18 protein-coding genes are annotated in these 16,969 nt (G+C 60.0%); 16 read left to right on the top strand and 2 right to left on the bottom strand.

What is annotated here, in order from left to right; translation table 11 throughout:
- The first annotated feature begins 72 nt into the window (after positions 1-72).
- From ubiA to ABN482_RS12475, 9 genes are all read left to right on the top strand, one after another.
- Positions 73-927, top strand: coding sequence for a 4-hydroxybenzoate octaprenyltransferase (gene ubiA / locus ABN482_RS12435; protein ID WP_349504325.1), 855 nt, complete (start codon positions 73-75; stop codon positions 925-927).
- A 12-nt stretch (positions 928-939) separates the two neighbouring features.
- Positions 940-1,788, top strand: coding sequence for a pyrroline-5-carboxylate reductase (gene proC, locus ABN482_RS12440; protein ID WP_349504282.1), 849 nt, complete (start codon positions 940-942; stop codon positions 1,786-1,788).
- Between the two features lie 251 nt (positions 1,789-2,039).
- The gene (locus ABN482_RS12445) at positions 2,040-3,152 is read left to right on the top strand and encodes a high-affinity branched-chain amino acid ABC transporter substrate-binding protein (protein WP_349504283.1); all 1,113 of its coding nucleotides are present in this window, start codon (positions 2,040-2,042) and stop codon (positions 3,150-3,152) included.
- Between the two features lie 92 nt (positions 3,153-3,244).
- The gene (gene livH / locus ABN482_RS12450; protein ID WP_143858168.1) at positions 3,245-4,171 is read left to right on the top strand and encodes a high-affinity branched-chain amino acid ABC transporter permease LivH; all 927 of its coding nucleotides are present in this window, start codon (positions 3,245-3,247) and stop codon (positions 4,169-4,171) included.
- Positions 4,171-5,397 (top strand): high-affinity branched-chain amino acid ABC transporter permease LivM, encoded by a 1,227-nt coding sequence (locus tag ABN482_RS12455; RefSeq protein WP_349504284.1) that lies wholly within the window; start codon positions 4,171-4,173, stop codon positions 5,395-5,397. The genes livH and ABN482_RS12455 overlap by 1 nt, the downstream gene beginning before the upstream one ends.
- Complete coding sequence (gene livG, locus ABN482_RS12460) at positions 5,394-6,161, top strand: high-affinity branched-chain amino acid ABC transporter ATP-binding protein LivG (RefSeq protein ID WP_349504285.1); 768 nt, start codon at positions 5,394-5,396, stop codon at positions 6,159-6,161. Before ABN482_RS12455 ends, livG begins: the two co-directional genes overlap by 4 nt.
- Positions 6,162-6,863: an ABC transporter ATP-binding protein gene (locus ABN482_RS12465; RefSeq protein WP_349504286.1), complete on the top strand. Its 702-nt coding sequence runs from the start codon at positions 6,162-6,164 to the stop codon at positions 6,861-6,863. It begins immediately after the preceding gene.
- Between the two features lie 51 nt (positions 6,864-6,914).
- On the top strand, positions 6,915-7,844 hold the full coding sequence (locus tag ABN482_RS12470; protein ID WP_349504287.1) for a hypothetical protein: 930 nt from the start codon (positions 6,915-6,917) through the stop codon (positions 7,842-7,844).
- Positions 7,845-7,972: 128 nt separating this feature from the next.
- The gene (locus tag ABN482_RS12475) at positions 7,973-10,270 is read left to right on the top strand and encodes an NADP-dependent malic enzyme (protein WP_349504288.1); all 2,298 of its coding nucleotides are present in this window, start codon (positions 7,973-7,975) and stop codon (positions 10,268-10,270) included.
- A gap of 233 nt (positions 10,271-10,503) precedes the next feature.
- Here ABN482_RS12475 and ABN482_RS12480 read toward each other — a convergent pair whose 3' ends face one another.
- Positions 10,504-11,055, bottom strand: coding sequence for an NADPH-dependent FMN reductase (locus tag ABN482_RS12480; RefSeq protein WP_349504289.1), 552 nt, complete (start codon positions 11,053-11,055; stop codon positions 10,504-10,506).
- 251 nt (positions 11,056-11,306) lie between these two features.
- Between ABN482_RS12480 and ABN482_RS12485 the strand changes: the two genes are divergently transcribed.
- From ABN482_RS12485 to ABN482_RS12500, 4 genes are all read left to right on the top strand, one after another.
- Positions 11,307-11,849 carry a GNAT family N-acetyltransferase gene (locus ABN482_RS12485; RefSeq protein ID WP_349504290.1) on the top strand — a complete coding sequence of 181 codons (543 nt, stop codon included), beginning with the start codon at positions 11,307-11,309 and terminating at the stop codon, positions 11,847-11,849.
- Positions 11,850-11,970: 121 nt separating this feature from the next.
- A complete protein-coding gene (locus ABN482_RS12490) occupies positions 11,971-13,257 on the top strand; it encodes an NAD(P)/FAD-dependent oxidoreductase (protein WP_349504291.1) in 1,287 nt (428 codons plus the stop codon).
- 86 nt (positions 13,258-13,343) lie between these two features.
- Positions 13,344-13,739 (top strand): DoxX family protein, encoded by a 396-nt coding sequence (locus tag ABN482_RS12495; RefSeq protein WP_109060760.1) that lies wholly within the window; start codon positions 13,344-13,346, stop codon positions 13,737-13,739.
- 7 nt (positions 13,740-13,746) lie between these two features.
- The gene (locus tag ABN482_RS12500; protein WP_349504292.1) at positions 13,747-14,124 is read left to right on the top strand and encodes a DUF7079 family protein; all 378 of its coding nucleotides are present in this window, start codon (positions 13,747-13,749) and stop codon (positions 14,122-14,124) included.
- A gap of 3 nt (positions 14,125-14,127) precedes the next feature.
- On the opposite strand, the gene arsC is transcribed toward ABN482_RS12500, so the two are convergent.
- On the bottom strand, positions 14,128-14,793 hold the full coding sequence (gene arsC, locus ABN482_RS12505) for an arsenate reductase (glutaredoxin) (protein ID WP_349504293.1): 666 nt from the start codon (positions 14,791-14,793) through the stop codon (positions 14,128-14,130).
- Between the two features lie 91 nt (positions 14,794-14,884).
- On the opposite strand from arsC, the gene ABN482_RS12510 reads away from it, so the two are divergent.
- From ABN482_RS12510 to ABN482_RS12520, 3 genes are read left to right on the top strand one after another with little or no spacing between them, the layout of a single operon-like run.
- Positions 14,885-15,379: a glutathione peroxidase gene (locus tag ABN482_RS12510; RefSeq protein ID WP_349504294.1), complete on the top strand. Its 495-nt coding sequence runs from the start codon at positions 14,885-14,887 to the stop codon at positions 15,377-15,379.
- 51 nt (positions 15,380-15,430) lie between these two features.
- Positions 15,431-16,075, top strand: a complete 645-nt coding sequence (locus ABN482_RS12515) for a glutathione binding-like protein (protein ID WP_349504295.1) — start codon at positions 15,431-15,433, stop codon at positions 16,073-16,075.
- Positions 16,076-16,097: 22 nt separating this feature from the next.
- Positions 16,098-16,964, top strand: a complete 867-nt coding sequence (locus ABN482_RS12520) for an RsiV family protein (protein WP_349504296.1) — start codon at positions 16,098-16,100, stop codon at positions 16,962-16,964.
- The last annotated feature ends 5 nt before the right edge of the window (positions 16,965-16,969 follow it).

Genomic DNA, 16,969 nt, shown 5'->3' on the forward strand with positions numbered 1-16,969 from the left:
AATGGATACGTTACAGTGTGGTCTTGTCCGTCTCAGCTTTGTGATATTTACGCCATGAGTTCTGCCGCCTTTCTGCAGGCCCGCCTGCCGCTCTATATCAGGCTGGTGCGCCTGGACAAGCCCATCGGCATCCTGCTGCTGCTCTGGCCGACGTTGTGGGCGCTGTGGGCTGCATCGGGTGGCTGGCCGCAATGGCACCTGATCGTCATCTTCAGCCTGGGCACGGCGCTGATGCGCTCGGCGGGCTGTGCCATGAACGACTATTTCGATCGCGACTTCGACCTGCATGTCGATCGTACCCAGAACCGGGTGCTGACGACAGGCCAGATCCGTCCCGTCGAGGCGCTTTGGGTGGCTGCGGCACTGGCACTGGCCTCGCTGCTGCTGATCCTGCCGCTCAACGGCCTGGTCTGGCTGTTGTCGCTGGCGGCCGCTTTCCTGGCCGTGACCTATCCGTTGATGAAGCGTTTTTTCGCCATTCCCCAGGCCTATCTCGGTATCGCCTTCGGCTTTGGCATTCCGATGGGATTCGCCGCCGTGCAGTACGAGGTGCCTGCCGTTGCCTGGCTGATGCTGCTGGCCAACGTGGCCTGGTCGGTTGCCTATGACACCGAATATGCGCTGGTCGATATCCAGGACGACCTCAAGCTGGGCCTCAAGACCTCGGCCATCACCTTTGGCCGCCATGATCTCGTCATGATCGGCCTGTGCTATGCCATCACGCTGGGCCTGCTGGCGATCTGCGGGGTCATGCTGGGCTATGGCCTGGCCTATGCCTGCGGCCTGCTGGTGGCCGCCGGACTCGCGGTACGCCATCTCTACTGGATCCGGCATCGCGAACGCAGTGCCTGCTTCCGTGCCTTTCTCAACAATACCTGGTTCGGCTGCATCATTTTTCTGGGCATCCTGGCCGAAACCTCTTTCTGAGTGCTCCACGCCATGACTTCCACACATACACAGACATCCTCCCGCATTGCGTTCATCGGCGGGGGCAACATGGCCACGGCGCTGGCGCGCGGCTTCGTCCAGTCCGGCCTGTGCCAGCCCGGCAACCTGTACATTGTCGATCCGGGCGAGGCAACACGAGACACCTGGCAGGCCTACGGTGCCGGCACCGCCGCAGGTTGCGATGCCGGACTGGTCGACTGCAAGGTCTGGTTCTTTGCGGTCAAGCCCCAGAACATGCGGGTTGCCATCGATGCCGCCCGGCCATTCCTGCAAGCCGACACGCTGATCGTCAGCATTGCTGCCGGCCTGCGCGCCGACACGCTGGCCGGCTGGCTGGGCACGGCTGAGCAGCCCTGGACACGGCTGGTCCGCAGCATGCCCAATACGCCTTCGCTGGTCGGTGCCGGCGCCACTGGCCTGGCGGCGCTGTCGGGTGTGACGGCTGCCGATCGTACCTGGGTCACACAGTTGTTCGAGGCAGTCGGCAAGGCCGTCTGGGTTCGGGACGACGAGGCACTCGATGCCGTGACCGGTCTGTCGGGCAGCGGTCCCGCCTACGTATTCCTGTTTCTGGAGTCATTGATCCAGGGCGGGATCGACCTGGGACTGGATGCCGTCCAGGCACGTGAGCTGGCCCTGGCCACCGTCCAGGGGGCCTGCACACTGGCCAGCCAGTCGGATGATCCGCTGCACACATTGCGTGAAAAAGTCACCTCCAAGGGAGGGACGACGGCAGCGGCATTGGGTTTATTCGAAACCGATGGTTTCGAGGGCATGGTGCGCCGCGCCATGGCTGCCGCGGCAGAGCGCGCCCGCCAGATGAGCTGCGAGCTGGCCTGATCCGCAGCGACTTCCTGTCCGGGGCCTGCCGAGGTCGGAAGCCGAACTTTCCGGCATTGGCAGGCCCACTGCATATTTGCATTGCACTGCAATATAGGGGAATGTCCGAAGTGACGGGACAGGCGGCTGCTTTCAGAATGATGTCAGATGTTGTTACGCGTCGTGACGCCGGGCACCACATACTTGCCTGACTGAATCGACATTTGCTTTTCCGGTTCACCGGAAAGACTGACATTCTCTGGAGAGGCCTTATGCTGTTCAAATTCCGCACGCTGTCCTATTCGCTGGCACTGGGCGCACTGACGCTGGCCGGTGCCGCACATGCCGACACCATCAAGATCGGCATCCCGCAGCCGATGACGGGACCGTCCACCCAGTACGGCGACCAGATCCAGGCCGGTGCCCTGACCGCCATCGATGTCATCAACGCCGCCGGCGGTGTCCAGGGCAAGCAGCTCGAGGCCATCCTGATCGATGACGGCTGCGAACCCAAGCAGGCCGTGCCGGCCGCCAACCGCGTGGTCAATTCAGGTGCCAAGTTCGCCGTGGCGCACGCCTGCTCCGGTACCACGGTCCCGGCCGTCAATGTCTATGAATCCGAAGGTATCGTCGCCATCACCCCGGGCGCCACCTCGCCGGCCGTGACCGACACCATCAAGCCGCATTATTTCTTCCGTACCATCGGCCGCGATGACCAGCAGGGGCCGTTCGCTGCCAAGTACATCGCCGACACGCTCAAGCCGGGCAAGGTTGCCATCCTGCACGACAAGCAGACCTACGGTTCGGGCGTGGCCATGCAGGTGCGCGATGCCCTGCAAAAGCACGACGTCAATGTGGCGCTCTATGAAGGCATCAACGTGGGCGATAGCGACTATTCCGCCGTCATCACCAAGCTCAAAGGACTCAACCCCGACCTGATCTACTTTGGTGGCTATCACGCCGAACTCGGTCTGCTGCTGCGCCAGGCGCGCGAGCAGGGCCTGAACGTGCAGTTCATGGGTCCCGAGGGCGTTGCCAACCAGGATCTGGTAGCCATCGCCGGTCCTGCCATCGAAGGTCTGCTGGTCACGCTGCCGGCCGACTTCACCAAGCGCCCGGAAAACGCCGCTGCGGTCAAGGCCTTCCAGGATGCCAAGCGTGATCCGGACGGTGCCTTCCAGATGCCGGCCTACGCGGCCGTGCAGATTATCGCTGCCGGCATCGAGGCGGTGGGCGAGAATCCCGAGAAGGTTGCCGACTATATGCATGCCAATGCATTCGACACCGTGATCGGCAAGGTCGAGTACGACAGCAAGGGTGACTTGAAGGACTTCGAATTCGCAGTCTTCGAGTGGGATAAAGACGGCAACAAGACACAACTGTAAAATTGTCCCTTTTCGGCGGATGGGCCTGACCGGGCCGTCCGCCGGATTTTATCTCTCGAGTGGGGATCTTCGCTGTCTGGAGCTTCTAATACATGTCTGATTTCATTCCCCAATTTACCCAGCAGTTGTTCAACGGGCTGTCGCTGGGCGCGATCTATGCCCTGATCGCGATCGGCTACACGATGGTGTACGGCATCATCGGCATGATCAACTTCGCCCACGGCGAAATCTACATGATCGGTGCCTACGTTGGCCTGGTCACCCTGACCGCGCTGGGCACGCAGGGTTCGTTGCCCATTCCCGTCCTGGTGGCCGTCATGCTGCTGGTCGCGATGGCCGTCACAGGGATCTACGGTTTTGCAGTCGAGCGGGTTGCCTACCGGCCTGTGCGCGGTGGTCCTCGCCTGGTTGCGCTGATTTCGGCCATCGGGATGTCGATCTTCCTGCAGAACTGGGTAGCGCTGGGGCAGGGGGCACGCGACGTTGCCGTACCCGCCGTCATATCGGGGGCCATGCGGTTTTCGATGGGCGGCGATTTCGAGGTCACCGTCCCCTATTCACGCATCATGATCATCCTGGTCACGGTGGCCCTGATGATCGCCCTGAGCCTGTTCATCAAGTTCTCACGCATGGGACGTGCCTCGCGGGCCTGCTCGCAGGACATGCACATGGCCAACCTGCTGGGGATCGACACCAACAAGGTGATTTCCTTCACCTTCGTGCTGGGTGCCATGCTGGCGGCCGTCGGCGGCGTGCTGATCGCGCTGACCATCGGCAAGCTCAATCCCTTCATCGGCTTCATCGCCGGCATCAAGGCCTTCACGGCCGCGGTGCTGGGCGGTATCGGCAGCATTCCCGGCGCCATGCTGGGCGGCGTGCTGCTGGGGCTGGCGGAAACCTTCGCTGCTGCCTATATCTCCTCTCAATACAAGGATATCGTGGCGTTCTCGCTGCTGGTCCTGATCCTGTTATTCCGTCCGACCGGATTGTTGGGCAAGCCTGAGGTGGAAAAAGTCTGATGGCCTACGTCTTCCGAAACGCATTCCTTGCCGCACTGGTGGCGGCAATCATCATTACCCCGATCTACGGCCTGAACCTGACCCGACAGGGACCGCGCACCGTGCTCGAAAGCGACTGGAGCATGGTGTTCATCGGTGCCGCCATCGTGTTCGTCCTGCATCTTTGCAAGCCCTGGCTGACGCGCTTCTTCAAGGGTGTCAAACCGCGTGCCGTACCGGCGCTGCCGGCCCGAGGCAACAAATGGGTCGTGCTGCTCATCATGGCTGCCGCCATTGCCTGGCCATTTTTCAGCGGCCGCAGCCAGGTCGACATTGCCACGCTGGTACTGATCTACATCATGCTGGGCCTGGGACTGAACATCGTAGTGGGCTTCGCCGGTCTGCTCGACCTGGGCTTCGTCGGCTTCTACGCAGTCGGGGCCTATACCTATGCGCTGCTCTATCACTGGGCTGACTGGGGCTTCTGGCAGGCACTGCCACTGGCAGGCGGCATGGCTGCGCTGTTCGGTTTCCTGCTGGGCTTTCCGGTCTTGCGGCTGCGGGGTGACTATCTGGCCATCGTCACGCTTGGGTTCGGCGAGATCATCCGCCTGCTGCTGATCAACCTGTACCAATTCACCGGTGGTCCGGACGGTATTTCCGGCATTCCCAAGCCCAGTGTTTTCGGCATGGAAATGGCACGCCGCTCCAGTGTAGAAGGGCAGGAAACCTTCCACCAGATCATGGGCTGGAACTTCCAGAACCAGGATATGGTGATCTACCTGTACCTGATGGCGCTGGCACTGGCAGCCATCACGCTGTATGTCTCCAACCGCCTGATCCGCATGCCGATCGGCCGTGCCTGGGAGGCACTGCGCGAGGACGAGATCGCCAGCCGCTCGCTGGGCCTGAACCCGACCCGCATCAAGCTGTCGGCCTTTACGCTGGGAGCCATGTTCGCCGGTTTCGGTGGCGCCTTTTTCGCGGCACGTCAGGGACTGGTCAATCCGGAGTCCTTCACCTTCATCGAGTCAGCGCTGATCCTGGCCGTGGTGGTGCTGGGTGGCATGGGTTCGCAACTGGGTGTGATCCTGGCGGCCATCGTCCTGACGGTGCTGCCGGAACTTGCCCGTGAGTTCGCCGAATACCGGATGCTGCTGTTCGGTCTGGTCATGGTCCTGATGATGGTCTGGCGTCCCGAAGGGTTGCTGCCCATGAAGCGTCCGCACATGGAGTTGAAAAAATGAACAGCGATCTGCTGAAAATCTCTTCGCTGAGCATGCGGTTCGGCGGCCTGCTGGCCGTCGATAATGTCGAGTTTGCCGTCCGCAAGGAAGAAGTGTTCGCCATCATCGGCCCGAACGGGGCCGGCAAGACCACGGTATTCAATTGCATCGGCGGTTTCTACAAGCCAACCTCAGGCCTGATCGAACTGGATGGCACGGCCATCCAGGGCCAGCCCAGCCACAAGGTGGCTCGCCACGGCCTGGTACGTACCTTCCAGAACGTGCGACTGTTCAAGAACCTGACCGTGCTCGAAAACCTGATGGTGGCGCAGCACTCAAAGGTCAAGACCGGCCTCTTGCCTGGGCTGCTCAACCTCAAGTCCTACCGCCGCTCCGAAGAGGAAGCGGTAGAGCGCGCCGCAGTTTGGCTCGATTTCATGGGCCTGCGCGAATATGCCAACCGCGAGGCGGGCAACCTGGCCTACGGCCACCAGCGCAGGCTCGAAATCGCCCGTTGCATGATCACCCAGCCACGCCTGCTGATGCTGGACGAGCCGGCTGCCGGCCTCAATCCCCAGGAAAAGCGCGACCTGCAGCAGCTCATCGACCAGTTGCGACGTGAGTACGACGTATCGGTGCTGCTGATCGAGCACGACATGAGCCTGGTGATGGGCGTCTCCGACCGCATTCTGGTCATGGAGCACGGCAAACCCATCGCACTCGGCCTGCCCGAGGAAGTGCGCAACGACGAGCGCGTGATCAAGGCATATCTGGGGGAAGAATAAGTGCTCAAGCTAGAAGGCGTACACACCTACTATGGTGCCATCCAGGCGCTCGACGACGTTTCGGTCGAGGTCAACCAGGGCGAGATCGTGACTCTGATCGGTGCCAACGGCGCCGGCAAGACCACGCTGCTGATGACTGTCTGCGGCTCGCCGCGGGCCAGGCAGGGTCGTATCCTGTTCGAAGGCGAGGACATCACCAACAAGCAGACGCACCACATCATGCGCAGCGGCATCGCCATCTCTCCCGAGGGGCGTCGCGTGTTTCCGGACCTCACGGTCGCCGAAAATCTCAAGATGGGCGGTTTTTTCGCCAGCCGCGAGGAAATCGAACGCGGGATCGAGCATGTCTACTCGCTGTTTCCGCGCCTCAAGGAGCGAGCCAACCAGCGTGCCGGCACGATGTCGGGTGGCGAGCAGCAGATGCTGGCCATCGGCCGGGCCCTGATGACCAAGCCGCGGCTGCTGCTGCTCGATGAACCTACGTTGGGACTGGCACCCCTGATCATCGCCCAGATCTTCGACATCATCCGTACCGTGCGTGACGAAGGCATCACGGTATTCCTGGTCGAACAGAACGCCAACAAGGCGCTGCAGGTGGCCGACCGCGGCTATGTGCTGGAAAACGGCAGGGTGGTGATGGCCGATACCGGTGCGAATCTGCTGGCCAACAGCGATATTCGCAAGGCCTATCTGGGCGGGTAATGTTTGATATGATCCGTCACAACTTTATGAGCAAGGCTGTGACGGTTTCAAATGATGAAAAAAAGCGCATTGAAATGGTGGGTTCCCGGTATCGTTCTGGTGCTGGGTGCTGCCATCTGGTTTGGCATTTCAGCCTATGTGGCTTCGAAAGCAGAGCAGGAATTGCAACAGTTCCTGAAAGCCTTCAATCTGCAGGACAAGACACATTGGGATAGCCTGACAGCAACCCCCCTGGGCAAGATCACCATCAAGGATTTTACCGTCAAAGACAAAGGCAATGAAATTCAGGTCAGGCGCATTGTCCTGACTGATGTCATCAATCAACCCGAGCACCAGCGTTTCCAGCTTGATGTCGAGGGACTTGGCAATGGTGCCGGATACAGTCCCATCAGTGGCACCCATCCGGTTTTTGGCGGGCTTGAATTGCCACCGCTGGATTTCAGTATTTCGTCAGAGAGCGACTACGCCAAGGATCTGAGCGAACTGAGATTCTCTTTTGTGCAAGACCAAATGCTGTCCGGCAGCTACGCCATGCGCCTGAGTCAGGTGCAGGCCTTCCGCACCTTCAATGACGAGATGAAGAAAGACAGCATCAATCTGTTCGCAGTGCTGATGGAGTTGCAGCAAGTGCGCCTCGACCATCTGCAACTGAAACTGGAAAACCTGGGGTTCATTGAATATTTCCAGACCGCGCTGAAGAAGAGTGCAGAAAATCCCGAGGCAATGCTGCCGGGTTTGCAAGGCTACGATTTCACCGATTCTCTGGACATCAAGGCCGCACTATGTCCCATGGATCAGTACATGAGCCATGTCAACGATCCCGAACTGGCCTGCCGTACCTTGTTCGATTTTGCGACAGGACGCGGCAAGACGCTGGATCTGAGCATCGCACCGGCCGAGCCGGTCACAACTGCGGTACTGTTTCAGTTGCAGCGCAATCCGAGCCTGCTGTCCACGCTCAATATCGACATCAAACCCTGATCTTTGCGCACTGCACAACCAAATCCCCTGATTTTCTGGTGAAATACGGTGTGCGGTGCTGAAACGACCGCGAGGATGCCTGTCGGGCACGACAGGCATTTTTTTTATTTCTCAGATTCAAGACCATAATGCCGACAGACGATACTTTGACAAAGCTGGCTCTCGACTACCACGAGTTTCCCCGTCCGGGCAAGATTTCCGTCACCCCCACCAAGCCGCTGGCCAACCAGGACGACCTGTCGCTGGCCTATTCGCCGGGCGTGGCCGAGGCCTGCATGGCCATCTTCAAGGACGGCAACGAAGCTGCGGCTCGCTTTACGTCGCGTGGCAACCTGGTCGGCGTCATCTCCAATGGTACGGCTGTACTGGGTCTGGGCAATATCGGCCCGCTGGCCTCCAAGCCTGTGATGGAAGGCAAGGGCTGCCTGTTCAAGAAATTCGCCGGCATCGATGTGTTCGATATCGAGCTGGCAGAAAACGATCCCGACAAGCTGGTCGAGATCATCGCGGCACTGGAGCCCACCCTGGGCGGTGTCAACCTCGAGGATATCAAGGCCCCCGAGTGCTTCTACATCGAAAAGAAGCTGCGCGAGCGCATGAAGATCCCCGTCTTCCATGATGACCAGCACGGTACCGCCATCATTTCGTCGGCGGCCATCCTCAATGGTCTCAAGGTCGTCGGCAAGGCCATGGACCAGGTCAAACTGGTCTGCTCGGGTGCTGGTGCGGCCGCCATCGCCTGCCTGGACCTGCTGGTCAACCTGGGCATCAAGCGCGAAAACGTCTATGTGGTCGACTCGCGCGGCGTGATCTGGGAAGGTCGCGACGAAAACATGGAAGCCAACAAGCGCCGCTATGCACAACAGACCGAGGCTCGCACGCTGGCCGACGTCATGGTCGGTGCCGATGTGTTCCTGGGCTGCTCGGCCCCCGGCGTGCTCAACGCCGACATGGTCAAGAGCATGGCCGACCGTCCGCTGATCCTGGCGCTGGCCAACCCCGAACCCGAAATCCGTCCCGAGATCGCCAAGGCGGCACGTCCGGACTGCATCATCGCCACGGGCCGCTCGGACTACCCGAACCAGGTCAACAACGTCCTGTGCTTCCCCTTCATCTTCCGCGGTGCACTGGATTGCGGTGCCACCCGCATCACCGAAGAAATGAAGATGGCCTGCGTGCGCGCCATTGCCGATCTGGCCCAGGCCGAACAGAACGATCAGGTCGCCCTGGCCTATGCCGACGAAGACCTCAGCTTCGGTCCCGAATACATTATTCCCAAGCCTTTCGATCCCCGCCTGATCTTCAAGATCGCACCGGCCATCGCCAAGGCTGCCGAAGAGTCCGGCGTGGCGGCCCGTCCGATCCAGGACATGGAAGCCTATCGCCAGAAGCTGCAGTCCTTCGTCTACCACTCCGGCCAGTTGATGCGTCCGCTGTTTGCCCAGGCCCGTGATTCCGGCAAGCGCGTGGTCTACGCCGACGGCGAAGACGAGCGTATCTTGCGTGCCGTGCAAACCGTGGTCGACGAAAAGATCGCCTTCCCGATCCTGATCGGTCGCCCCTCGGTGATCAACATGCGCATCGAGAAGTTCGGTCTGCGCCTCAAGCACGGCGAGAACATCGAAATCGTCGACCCTGAAGGCGACAGCCGCTTCTACGAAACCTGGAACGGCTACTATCAGATCAAGGGCAGGGAAGGGGTCACGCCCGATCTGGCCAAGTCGATTATCCGCAAGAACAATACGCTGATCGGTGCGATGCTGCTGCGCCAGGGCGAAGCCGATGCCATGCTGTGCGGTGCCACCAGCTCGTATGATCGCCAGTTGCGCCATGTCGACGACGTGATCGGCCGCCAGGAAGGCATCGAAGCCTACGGTGCCATGAACGTGCTGATGCTGCCTGACCAGACCCTGTTCATCTGCGATACGCATGTCAACCAGAACCCGACGGCCGAGCAACTGGCCGAGCTGACCGTGCTGGCCGCCAAGGAAATGATCCGCTTCGGCGTGGTGCCCAAGATTGCACTGCTGTCGCACTCCAACTTCGGCAGCCAGGAATCCGAGTCGTCACTCAAGATGGCCGAGGCACGCCGTCTGGTGATGGAACGTGCACCCGAACTCGAAATCGACGGTGAAATGCATGCCGATGCCGCGCTGTCGAACACGATCCGTAGCCGCGCCTATCCCGACAGCACGCTCAAGGGCCGTGCCAACCTGCTGATCATGCCCAACCTGGATGCAGGCAACATCGCCTACAACCTGCTCAAGATGACGGGCAGCAACGGCGTGGCCATGGGCCCGATCCTGCTGGGTGCCGCACGTCCGGTGCACATCCTGACCACCAGCGCCACCGTGCGCCGCATCGTCAACATGACGGCGCTGTCCGTGGTCGATGCGCTGCTGGAGCAGGGCGAAGCCCAGGCTTGATCCTGAAGAAGAGGGGGGCAGCACACGTTGCCCTGTCTTCTGCAGATGTCTCGCCGTGATCGCATCATCTGGGCATGACGGCCATCAAAAAATACCCCCACGCTTGTCGCTACGCTCCGGCGCTGCCCCCCAAGGGGACGCTTTTTGTCTTGGGGCGGCCCGGCGAAAAAAAAGCCGCCGGAACCAAAATCCGGCGGCTTTTTTCATCCAAATGATGGCATGATCGCTGGTAATCAGGCCTTGTGCTTGCGCACCCAGTCGGCGTAGCGATTGACCCAGTTCTGTACGAAATCCTTGCTGCCTGCACCGATGCTGCCATCTGCATCAAAGAAGCCTTCCTTTGCCTGCAGGAAGATTTCGGGCTGTGCCAATGTGGGTACATCCAGGAATACCAGTACGTTGCGCAGGTGCTGCTGCGCCAGCGCCGTACCGATGGCACCAATGGAAATACCGATTACGCCGCCTGGCTTGCCGGCCCAGGCGTTCTTGCCATACGGACGGGAGCCCTGGTCGAGCGCATTTTTCAGCACGCCGGGAATCGAACGGTTGTACTCGGGCGTGACGAACAGCAGTCCGTCTGCAGCCTGGATCTTCTCCTTGAAGCGCAGCACGGCATCGGGGGTCTGGGCATCGTCGTCCTGGTTGTAGAGTGGCAGATTGCCGATCTCGACCTGTTCAAACGTGAACTCGGGCGGTGCCAGCTTCGCCACGGCATGAGCAAGCTTCTTGTTGAAGGAATCCTTGCGCAGGCTGCCGACGATGACTGCAATGCGGTATTGACTCATGGTACATCCATCCTTGGTTGTGGAAGGGAACCTTATTCAAGCATGCAGGCGACTGCTTGTATACCTCTGTTTTCTACTCCATCCATAATTTGACATAATATACATTATGCGAATATGGCCCGTGCCGAGATTGGCTTGCCTGGGTATCGATTCATGAGCCTGACGTTCGCTGACCGCTTCGCATTGATGACCACCTGAATCGGATATTTCTCTGGCATGATGCGATCCTTGCCTGCTTTTAATGATGAGATATGAAACTGCTATCCACTGAGCGAACAGATATATCTCTGCTGACTTCCGATCACGCAGAGAACCTGCAGCGGTACCTGCTTGAGAACAGGACGAATTTTGCACCATTCGAGCCTTTGCGCAATGACGAATACTTCACCCTCGATGGCATCTCGGAAAGAATCGCCTACGCCACAGCCGATTACGAAGCGAAAAAATGCTTGCTCATGGTTGTTACGCCAAAGGATGAACAGAGCGTCATAGGCAGCATAAACTTCACAAACTTCATGTTTGGCGCTTTCCAGGCGTGCCATCTGGGATTTTCAATCGATCACGCCTGTCAGGGTCAAGGTTTGATGCATGAGTCGCTCAAGCAATCAATTACCTATGTCCATGAAAGATATGGATTGCACCGGATCATGGCCAATCATCTTCCGGATAATTTTCGCAGCCGAAAGACCCTTGGCAGCCTGGGCTTTGTAAAAGAAGGATATGCGAAATCCTATCTGAAGATAAATGGCATATGGCAGGATCATGTGCTCAACTCGCTCATCCTTCCGGGATGAAAATGCATTCTTGGAACCCTGCTTATATGAATAATTTCGTATAAGGGTATTATTTTTGGATTGTTTGGTTATAAAACATCAGGATTAGAATTGGCAATCATTGCAATAGCCAAAAAATATCATGACCCAAACAACCGAGCAGCATCCGCTCCACATCGCCACCCCAGACAGCCGGCATGCCGTTGTCATCGTCGGTGCCGGCACAGCTGGCATCGCCGTGGCCGCACAACTGAAACGTGCCCGTCCCGACCTGGATATCGCCATCATCGATCCGGCCGAGCAGCATTACTATCAACCGGCCTGGACGCTGGTCGGTGCCGGGCTGTTCAAGCCCGAGCAGACCCGCCGCGCAACGCGCACCCTGCTGCCATCCGGCATTGCGCACATCGCGCAGGCCGTCACCCATATCGATGCCGACAACAGGCAGGCCGTGCTGGCCGATGGCCGTCGGATCGGATACCAGGCACTGGTCATTGCGGCCGGCATCCATCTGGATTGGGACAAAATTGCAGGCTTGTCCGAAACGCTGGGACAGAATGGCGTGACCAGCAACTATCGCTATGATCTTGCCCCGTACACCTGGGAACTGCTGCGCAACTTCAAGGGGGGCACGGCCCTGTTTACCCAGCCTGCCACTGCCGTGAAATGCCCGGGAGCCCCCCAGAAGGCGCTCTATCTTGCAGCAGATCATCTGCGTCGCAGGCAGCAAACCGCCGAACTGCATTTCTATACCGGCACAGGGGCCCTGTTCGGCGTGCCTTTCTACGCCAGGGCGCTGGAACAGGTGATTGCCCACTACAAGGCGCAGCCGCATTTTGGCCGTCATCTGGTGGCGGTCGATGGCCCGGCCCATATCGCCACTTTCGAAGCGACGGTCGAAGGCCAGACCCAGCGGGAAGACGTCCATTTCGATCTGCTCCATGTCGTGCCGCCACAGAGCGCGCCGGCCTTCATCCGTGAAAGCGGCCTTGGTGATGGCGGTGGCTGGCTCGATATCGACAAGCACACCCTGCAGCATGCCCGCCATGCCGACATCTTTGGCCTGGGCGATGCCACCTCGACACCCAACAGCAAGACTGCAGCCGCCATCAAGGAGCAAGCCCCGGTCGTGGCGGCCAATCTCCTCGCCAAGCTCGATGGCAAGCCCTTGACGGCAGCCTACGATGGCTATGCTGGATGCCCGGTGACCACCTCGGCTGAACGCGTACTGCTGGCGGAATTCACCTACGGCGGGGTGATCACCCCCACCCTGTCGCTTGATCCCCGTGTGCCACGGCGCCGCTATGGCTGGCTCAAGAAGTTCTATTTTCCCTTCTATTACTGGAACATCCTGCTCAAGGGCCGCAACCGCCCGGCGCAACATACACCCAGAACCTACCCGGATACCCTGCCGACAATCCAGCCCTGATCGTATTACTATACGGGTGCCAGCACCTGCCGACGCAGGAATGCCGCCAGATTCTGCCACTTCATGAAACAAGGACGGAGCCCGTTATGTCGTACGATCACGCCGGAAAACTTGTGCTGCGCCTCTCGGTAGGCGGCCTGTTGCTGTTGCACGGACTGCACAAGCTCACGCACGGCGTGCAAGGCATCATGGGGATGCTGGCAGCGCGCGGCTGGCCCGAATTTTTCGCCTATGGTGCCTATGTGGGCGAGGTCGTGGCCCCCCTGCTCCTGATCATCGGCCTGTTCACGCGCCCGGCGGCACTCATCGTGGTCGTGCATATGCTGATGGCATTTTATCTGGCGCATACGGGTCAGTTGCTTTCCATCGATCGATCAGGTGGATGGGCCCTGGAGCTGCAAGGCATGTTCCTGTTCGGTGCCCTGTCCATCTTCCTGCTGGGTGCCGGGCGCTACAGCATGGGCAACAGCCGCTACGACTAACCCGACGATGGCTGGCAGGCCCACCGACAGGGAACTGGTCATCATCCTGTCGGAATTTTTCCTCGATACCGAAACGGATTACGCCTATCTGGCACGGGCGACTCGCGATATCAATTTGCCCCATATCGAAACAGCGCTTCTTGAGTGGGTGGCCCCCGTACTGTGGGGGGCCTATTTTGCTACAACCCCCGAATGGGCCGGCTATGATCCGGACTGGCTATGGCAAGAGGCACAGGCAAAGATCAGGCAGGTTGAAAATGCCGGTTCCTGCATGAAGGGGCTGCTGGCAGCGCGCCGGAAAGTGCTGGCATGGCTGCTCAAGGAAGCCTGGAATGAATTCCTGTCAGCTCGCAAGGCACTGCCACCAGTTGTCGTTGCTGCCTGATGGTCAGAGAATCTCGAACACCACTTCGGCCGGACGGCATAACCGCGTGCCAGCCTGGGTCGAGACGAACGGGCGATTGATCAGGATGGCATTCTCGGCCATGGCATCCAGCAACTGGTCATCCGTAATCCCGGCTGCATCCAGTCCCAGCACTTTATACAGTTCTTCCTTGCTGCGGATGGCTTCGCGAGGCGTCAGCCCTGCCTGTGCCAGCAGGCCGGCCAGGGTATGGCGCGAAGGCGTGTCACGCAGGTATTCCACCACGATGGGATCGGTACCGTAATCGCGCAGGATCTGCAGTACCTTGCGCGACGTGCCGCAGACCGGATTGTGATAGATCGTCGGGCGCGGGATCTTGCCCTGGTGGCGTTTGAGGAACACTTCCAGCATGCGCACGATCTGCTGATCGCCCTGCGCCTGCGCCACGGCCAGGCCCGACTCCCAGGCCCGCACGGCCTGGGCCAGCTTGCCCTGACCTTCCAGTGCCTTGCCCAGCCACAGCCAGGAAGCGGAATGCTTTTCATCGAATGCCAGAGCCGCCTGCAGATGCTCGGCAGCTTCCTCGCAGCGCTCGTGCTCGACCAGGGCCTGGCCCAGCCCGAAACGGACCAGCAGGCCGTCCTTGCCGCTGGCCAGCGTGGATTGCAGGCGTTCGATGATATCGCTCATGTCGGATGCTCCGGTGGTACTTGCTGTTTCGACGTATCATACCCCTTCCCCGCCGCATCGCCGGGCGTCATCAGCACGGAGTTTTCGCTTCATGACACATACCCTCTATGACTTCGAAGTCCAGACCCTGCAAGGGCAGCCCTGCCCATTGTCTACATATCGCGGCCGTGTCGTCCTGGTCGTCAATGTCGCCTCGAAATGCGGCTTCACACCCCAGTATCGGGAGCTGCAGGCCCTGCATGAGCGCTGGCACACCCGGGGGCTGACCATACTGGGGTTTCCCTGCAACCAGTTCGGTGGACAGGAACCCGGCGATGCCGACGAGATTGCCTCGTTCTGCAGCCTCGACTACGGGGTGTCATTCCAGATGTGTGCCAAGGTCGAAGTCAACGGTGCCGATGCCGATCCGCTCTTTGCCTGGCTCAGGCAGTCCTGCCCGGGCCTGCTGGGCACACAGGCGATCAAGTGGAATTTCACCAAATTTCTCGTGAACCGGCACGGCCAGCCTGTTTCCCGGCATGCACCTGCGACGCGCCCGGCGGCCCTGGAGGCGGAGATAGAGCGCCTGCTGGCCGAGACGGTATAGTATCGGCTGCAACAGCTGGGCAACATTTCGCCTGACCGATAAGGATTTAGCATGATAGACCTGTATTACTGGAGCACCCCCAACGGCCACAAGATCACGCTCTTCCTCGAGGAGGCCGGCCTGCCCTATGCCATCCACCCCATCAACATCGGCACAGGCGAACAGTTCCGGCCCGATTTTCTCAGGATCGCGCCCAACAACCGCATTCCGGCTATCGTCGACCACGATCCCGCCGACGGCGGTGCCGCCATCAGCCTCTTCGAATCCGGTGCCATCCTGCTCTACCTTGCGGAGAAAACCGGCAGTTTCCTGTCCGCAGACATCCGCGTGCGGACGGAAACGCTGCAATGGCTGTTCTGGCAGATGGGCGGTCTCGGGCCGATGGCAGGCCAGAATCACCATTTCGGGACTTTTGCCCCCGTCAAGATCGAATACGCCATTGATCGCTACGTCAAGGAAACCGCCCGCCTCTATGGTGTACTCGACCGCCGTCTGGAAAACCGCGATTTCATTGCCGGCAATGCCTATTCGATCGCCGACATGGCCTGCTACCCATGGATCGTGCCGCACGAGCGCCAGCGTCAGGACTTGGATGACTTTCCCAATCTCAAGCGCTGGTTCGATAGCATTGCACAGCGAGATGCAACGCGCCGGGCCTATGACAAGGGCGAGGCCGCAGTGGCCCGGGTGGCCTGAGCGAAACCAGGAGAAACCTGCCATGAATACCCCTCAAGTCACGCTGCGCAGTGCAGGCCTGTGCGCAAGCGTATGCGCGACCATCATGTTGCTGGGTGCCTGCGCCAGTGGTGCTCCGCGAGACCTGGTGCGTACCAGTGCGCCACCGGTCGAAGCGACGCCGGCTGCCGGACAGGCCGCACAGTCACCGGCGGTAGCGACACCGGAAGCACGCCCTGCCCTTGCCAACGACCGGGTGCGTGCCATCAACTGGAAACAGGACAAGCCAGGATGCAGCGGCAGTTGCCCGTCTATCAATGTGGAATCGTTCGAGATCGGCGGCGAGCCCAGGTTCAATGCCATCATCGACCACGCCCTGGCCTACATGACGGCAAGTGAAGGCGATGCTCGCCAGACTTTCGATACGCTGGAAGCCTACCGCGACTATTTCTGGCAGCATGCCCAGCCCATGGACCAGTCCGAATTCCGTGCCCGCCTGCTGCGCCACGATCCGGCGCTGATCGTGGCCGAACTGAAAAGCGGACACTATCTGACCGGTGCGGCGCATGGCATGCACGCCACGCAATATCTCAACTGGGATCGCCGCCTCGGCAAGGTGCTGTCGCTCGACGATATCCTGCTGCCCGGACAGCGCCCGGCGTTCGAGCAGGCCTTGCGAGCAGCCCATACCCGCTGGCTGGCAGACAATGACGACGCCCAGGAGCAGCCCGAGCAGTACAACCGGCTCTGGCCTTTCCAGCCAAGCGACAATGTCGCGCTGGTCCAGGACCATGCCATCGTCAAGTACGACACCTACGATATTGCGCCCTACTCGATGGGTCAGCCTGAACTGATCATTCCGTATGCGCAGCTCCAGGGCATATTCCGGCCGGAATACCTGCCGCGCTGATTGAT

This window comes from Corticimicrobacter sp. (assembly GCF_040137905.1).
In the GTDB taxonomy this organism is placed as follows: Bacteria; Pseudomonadota; Gammaproteobacteria; order Burkholderiales; family Burkholderiaceae_B; genus Corticimicrobacter.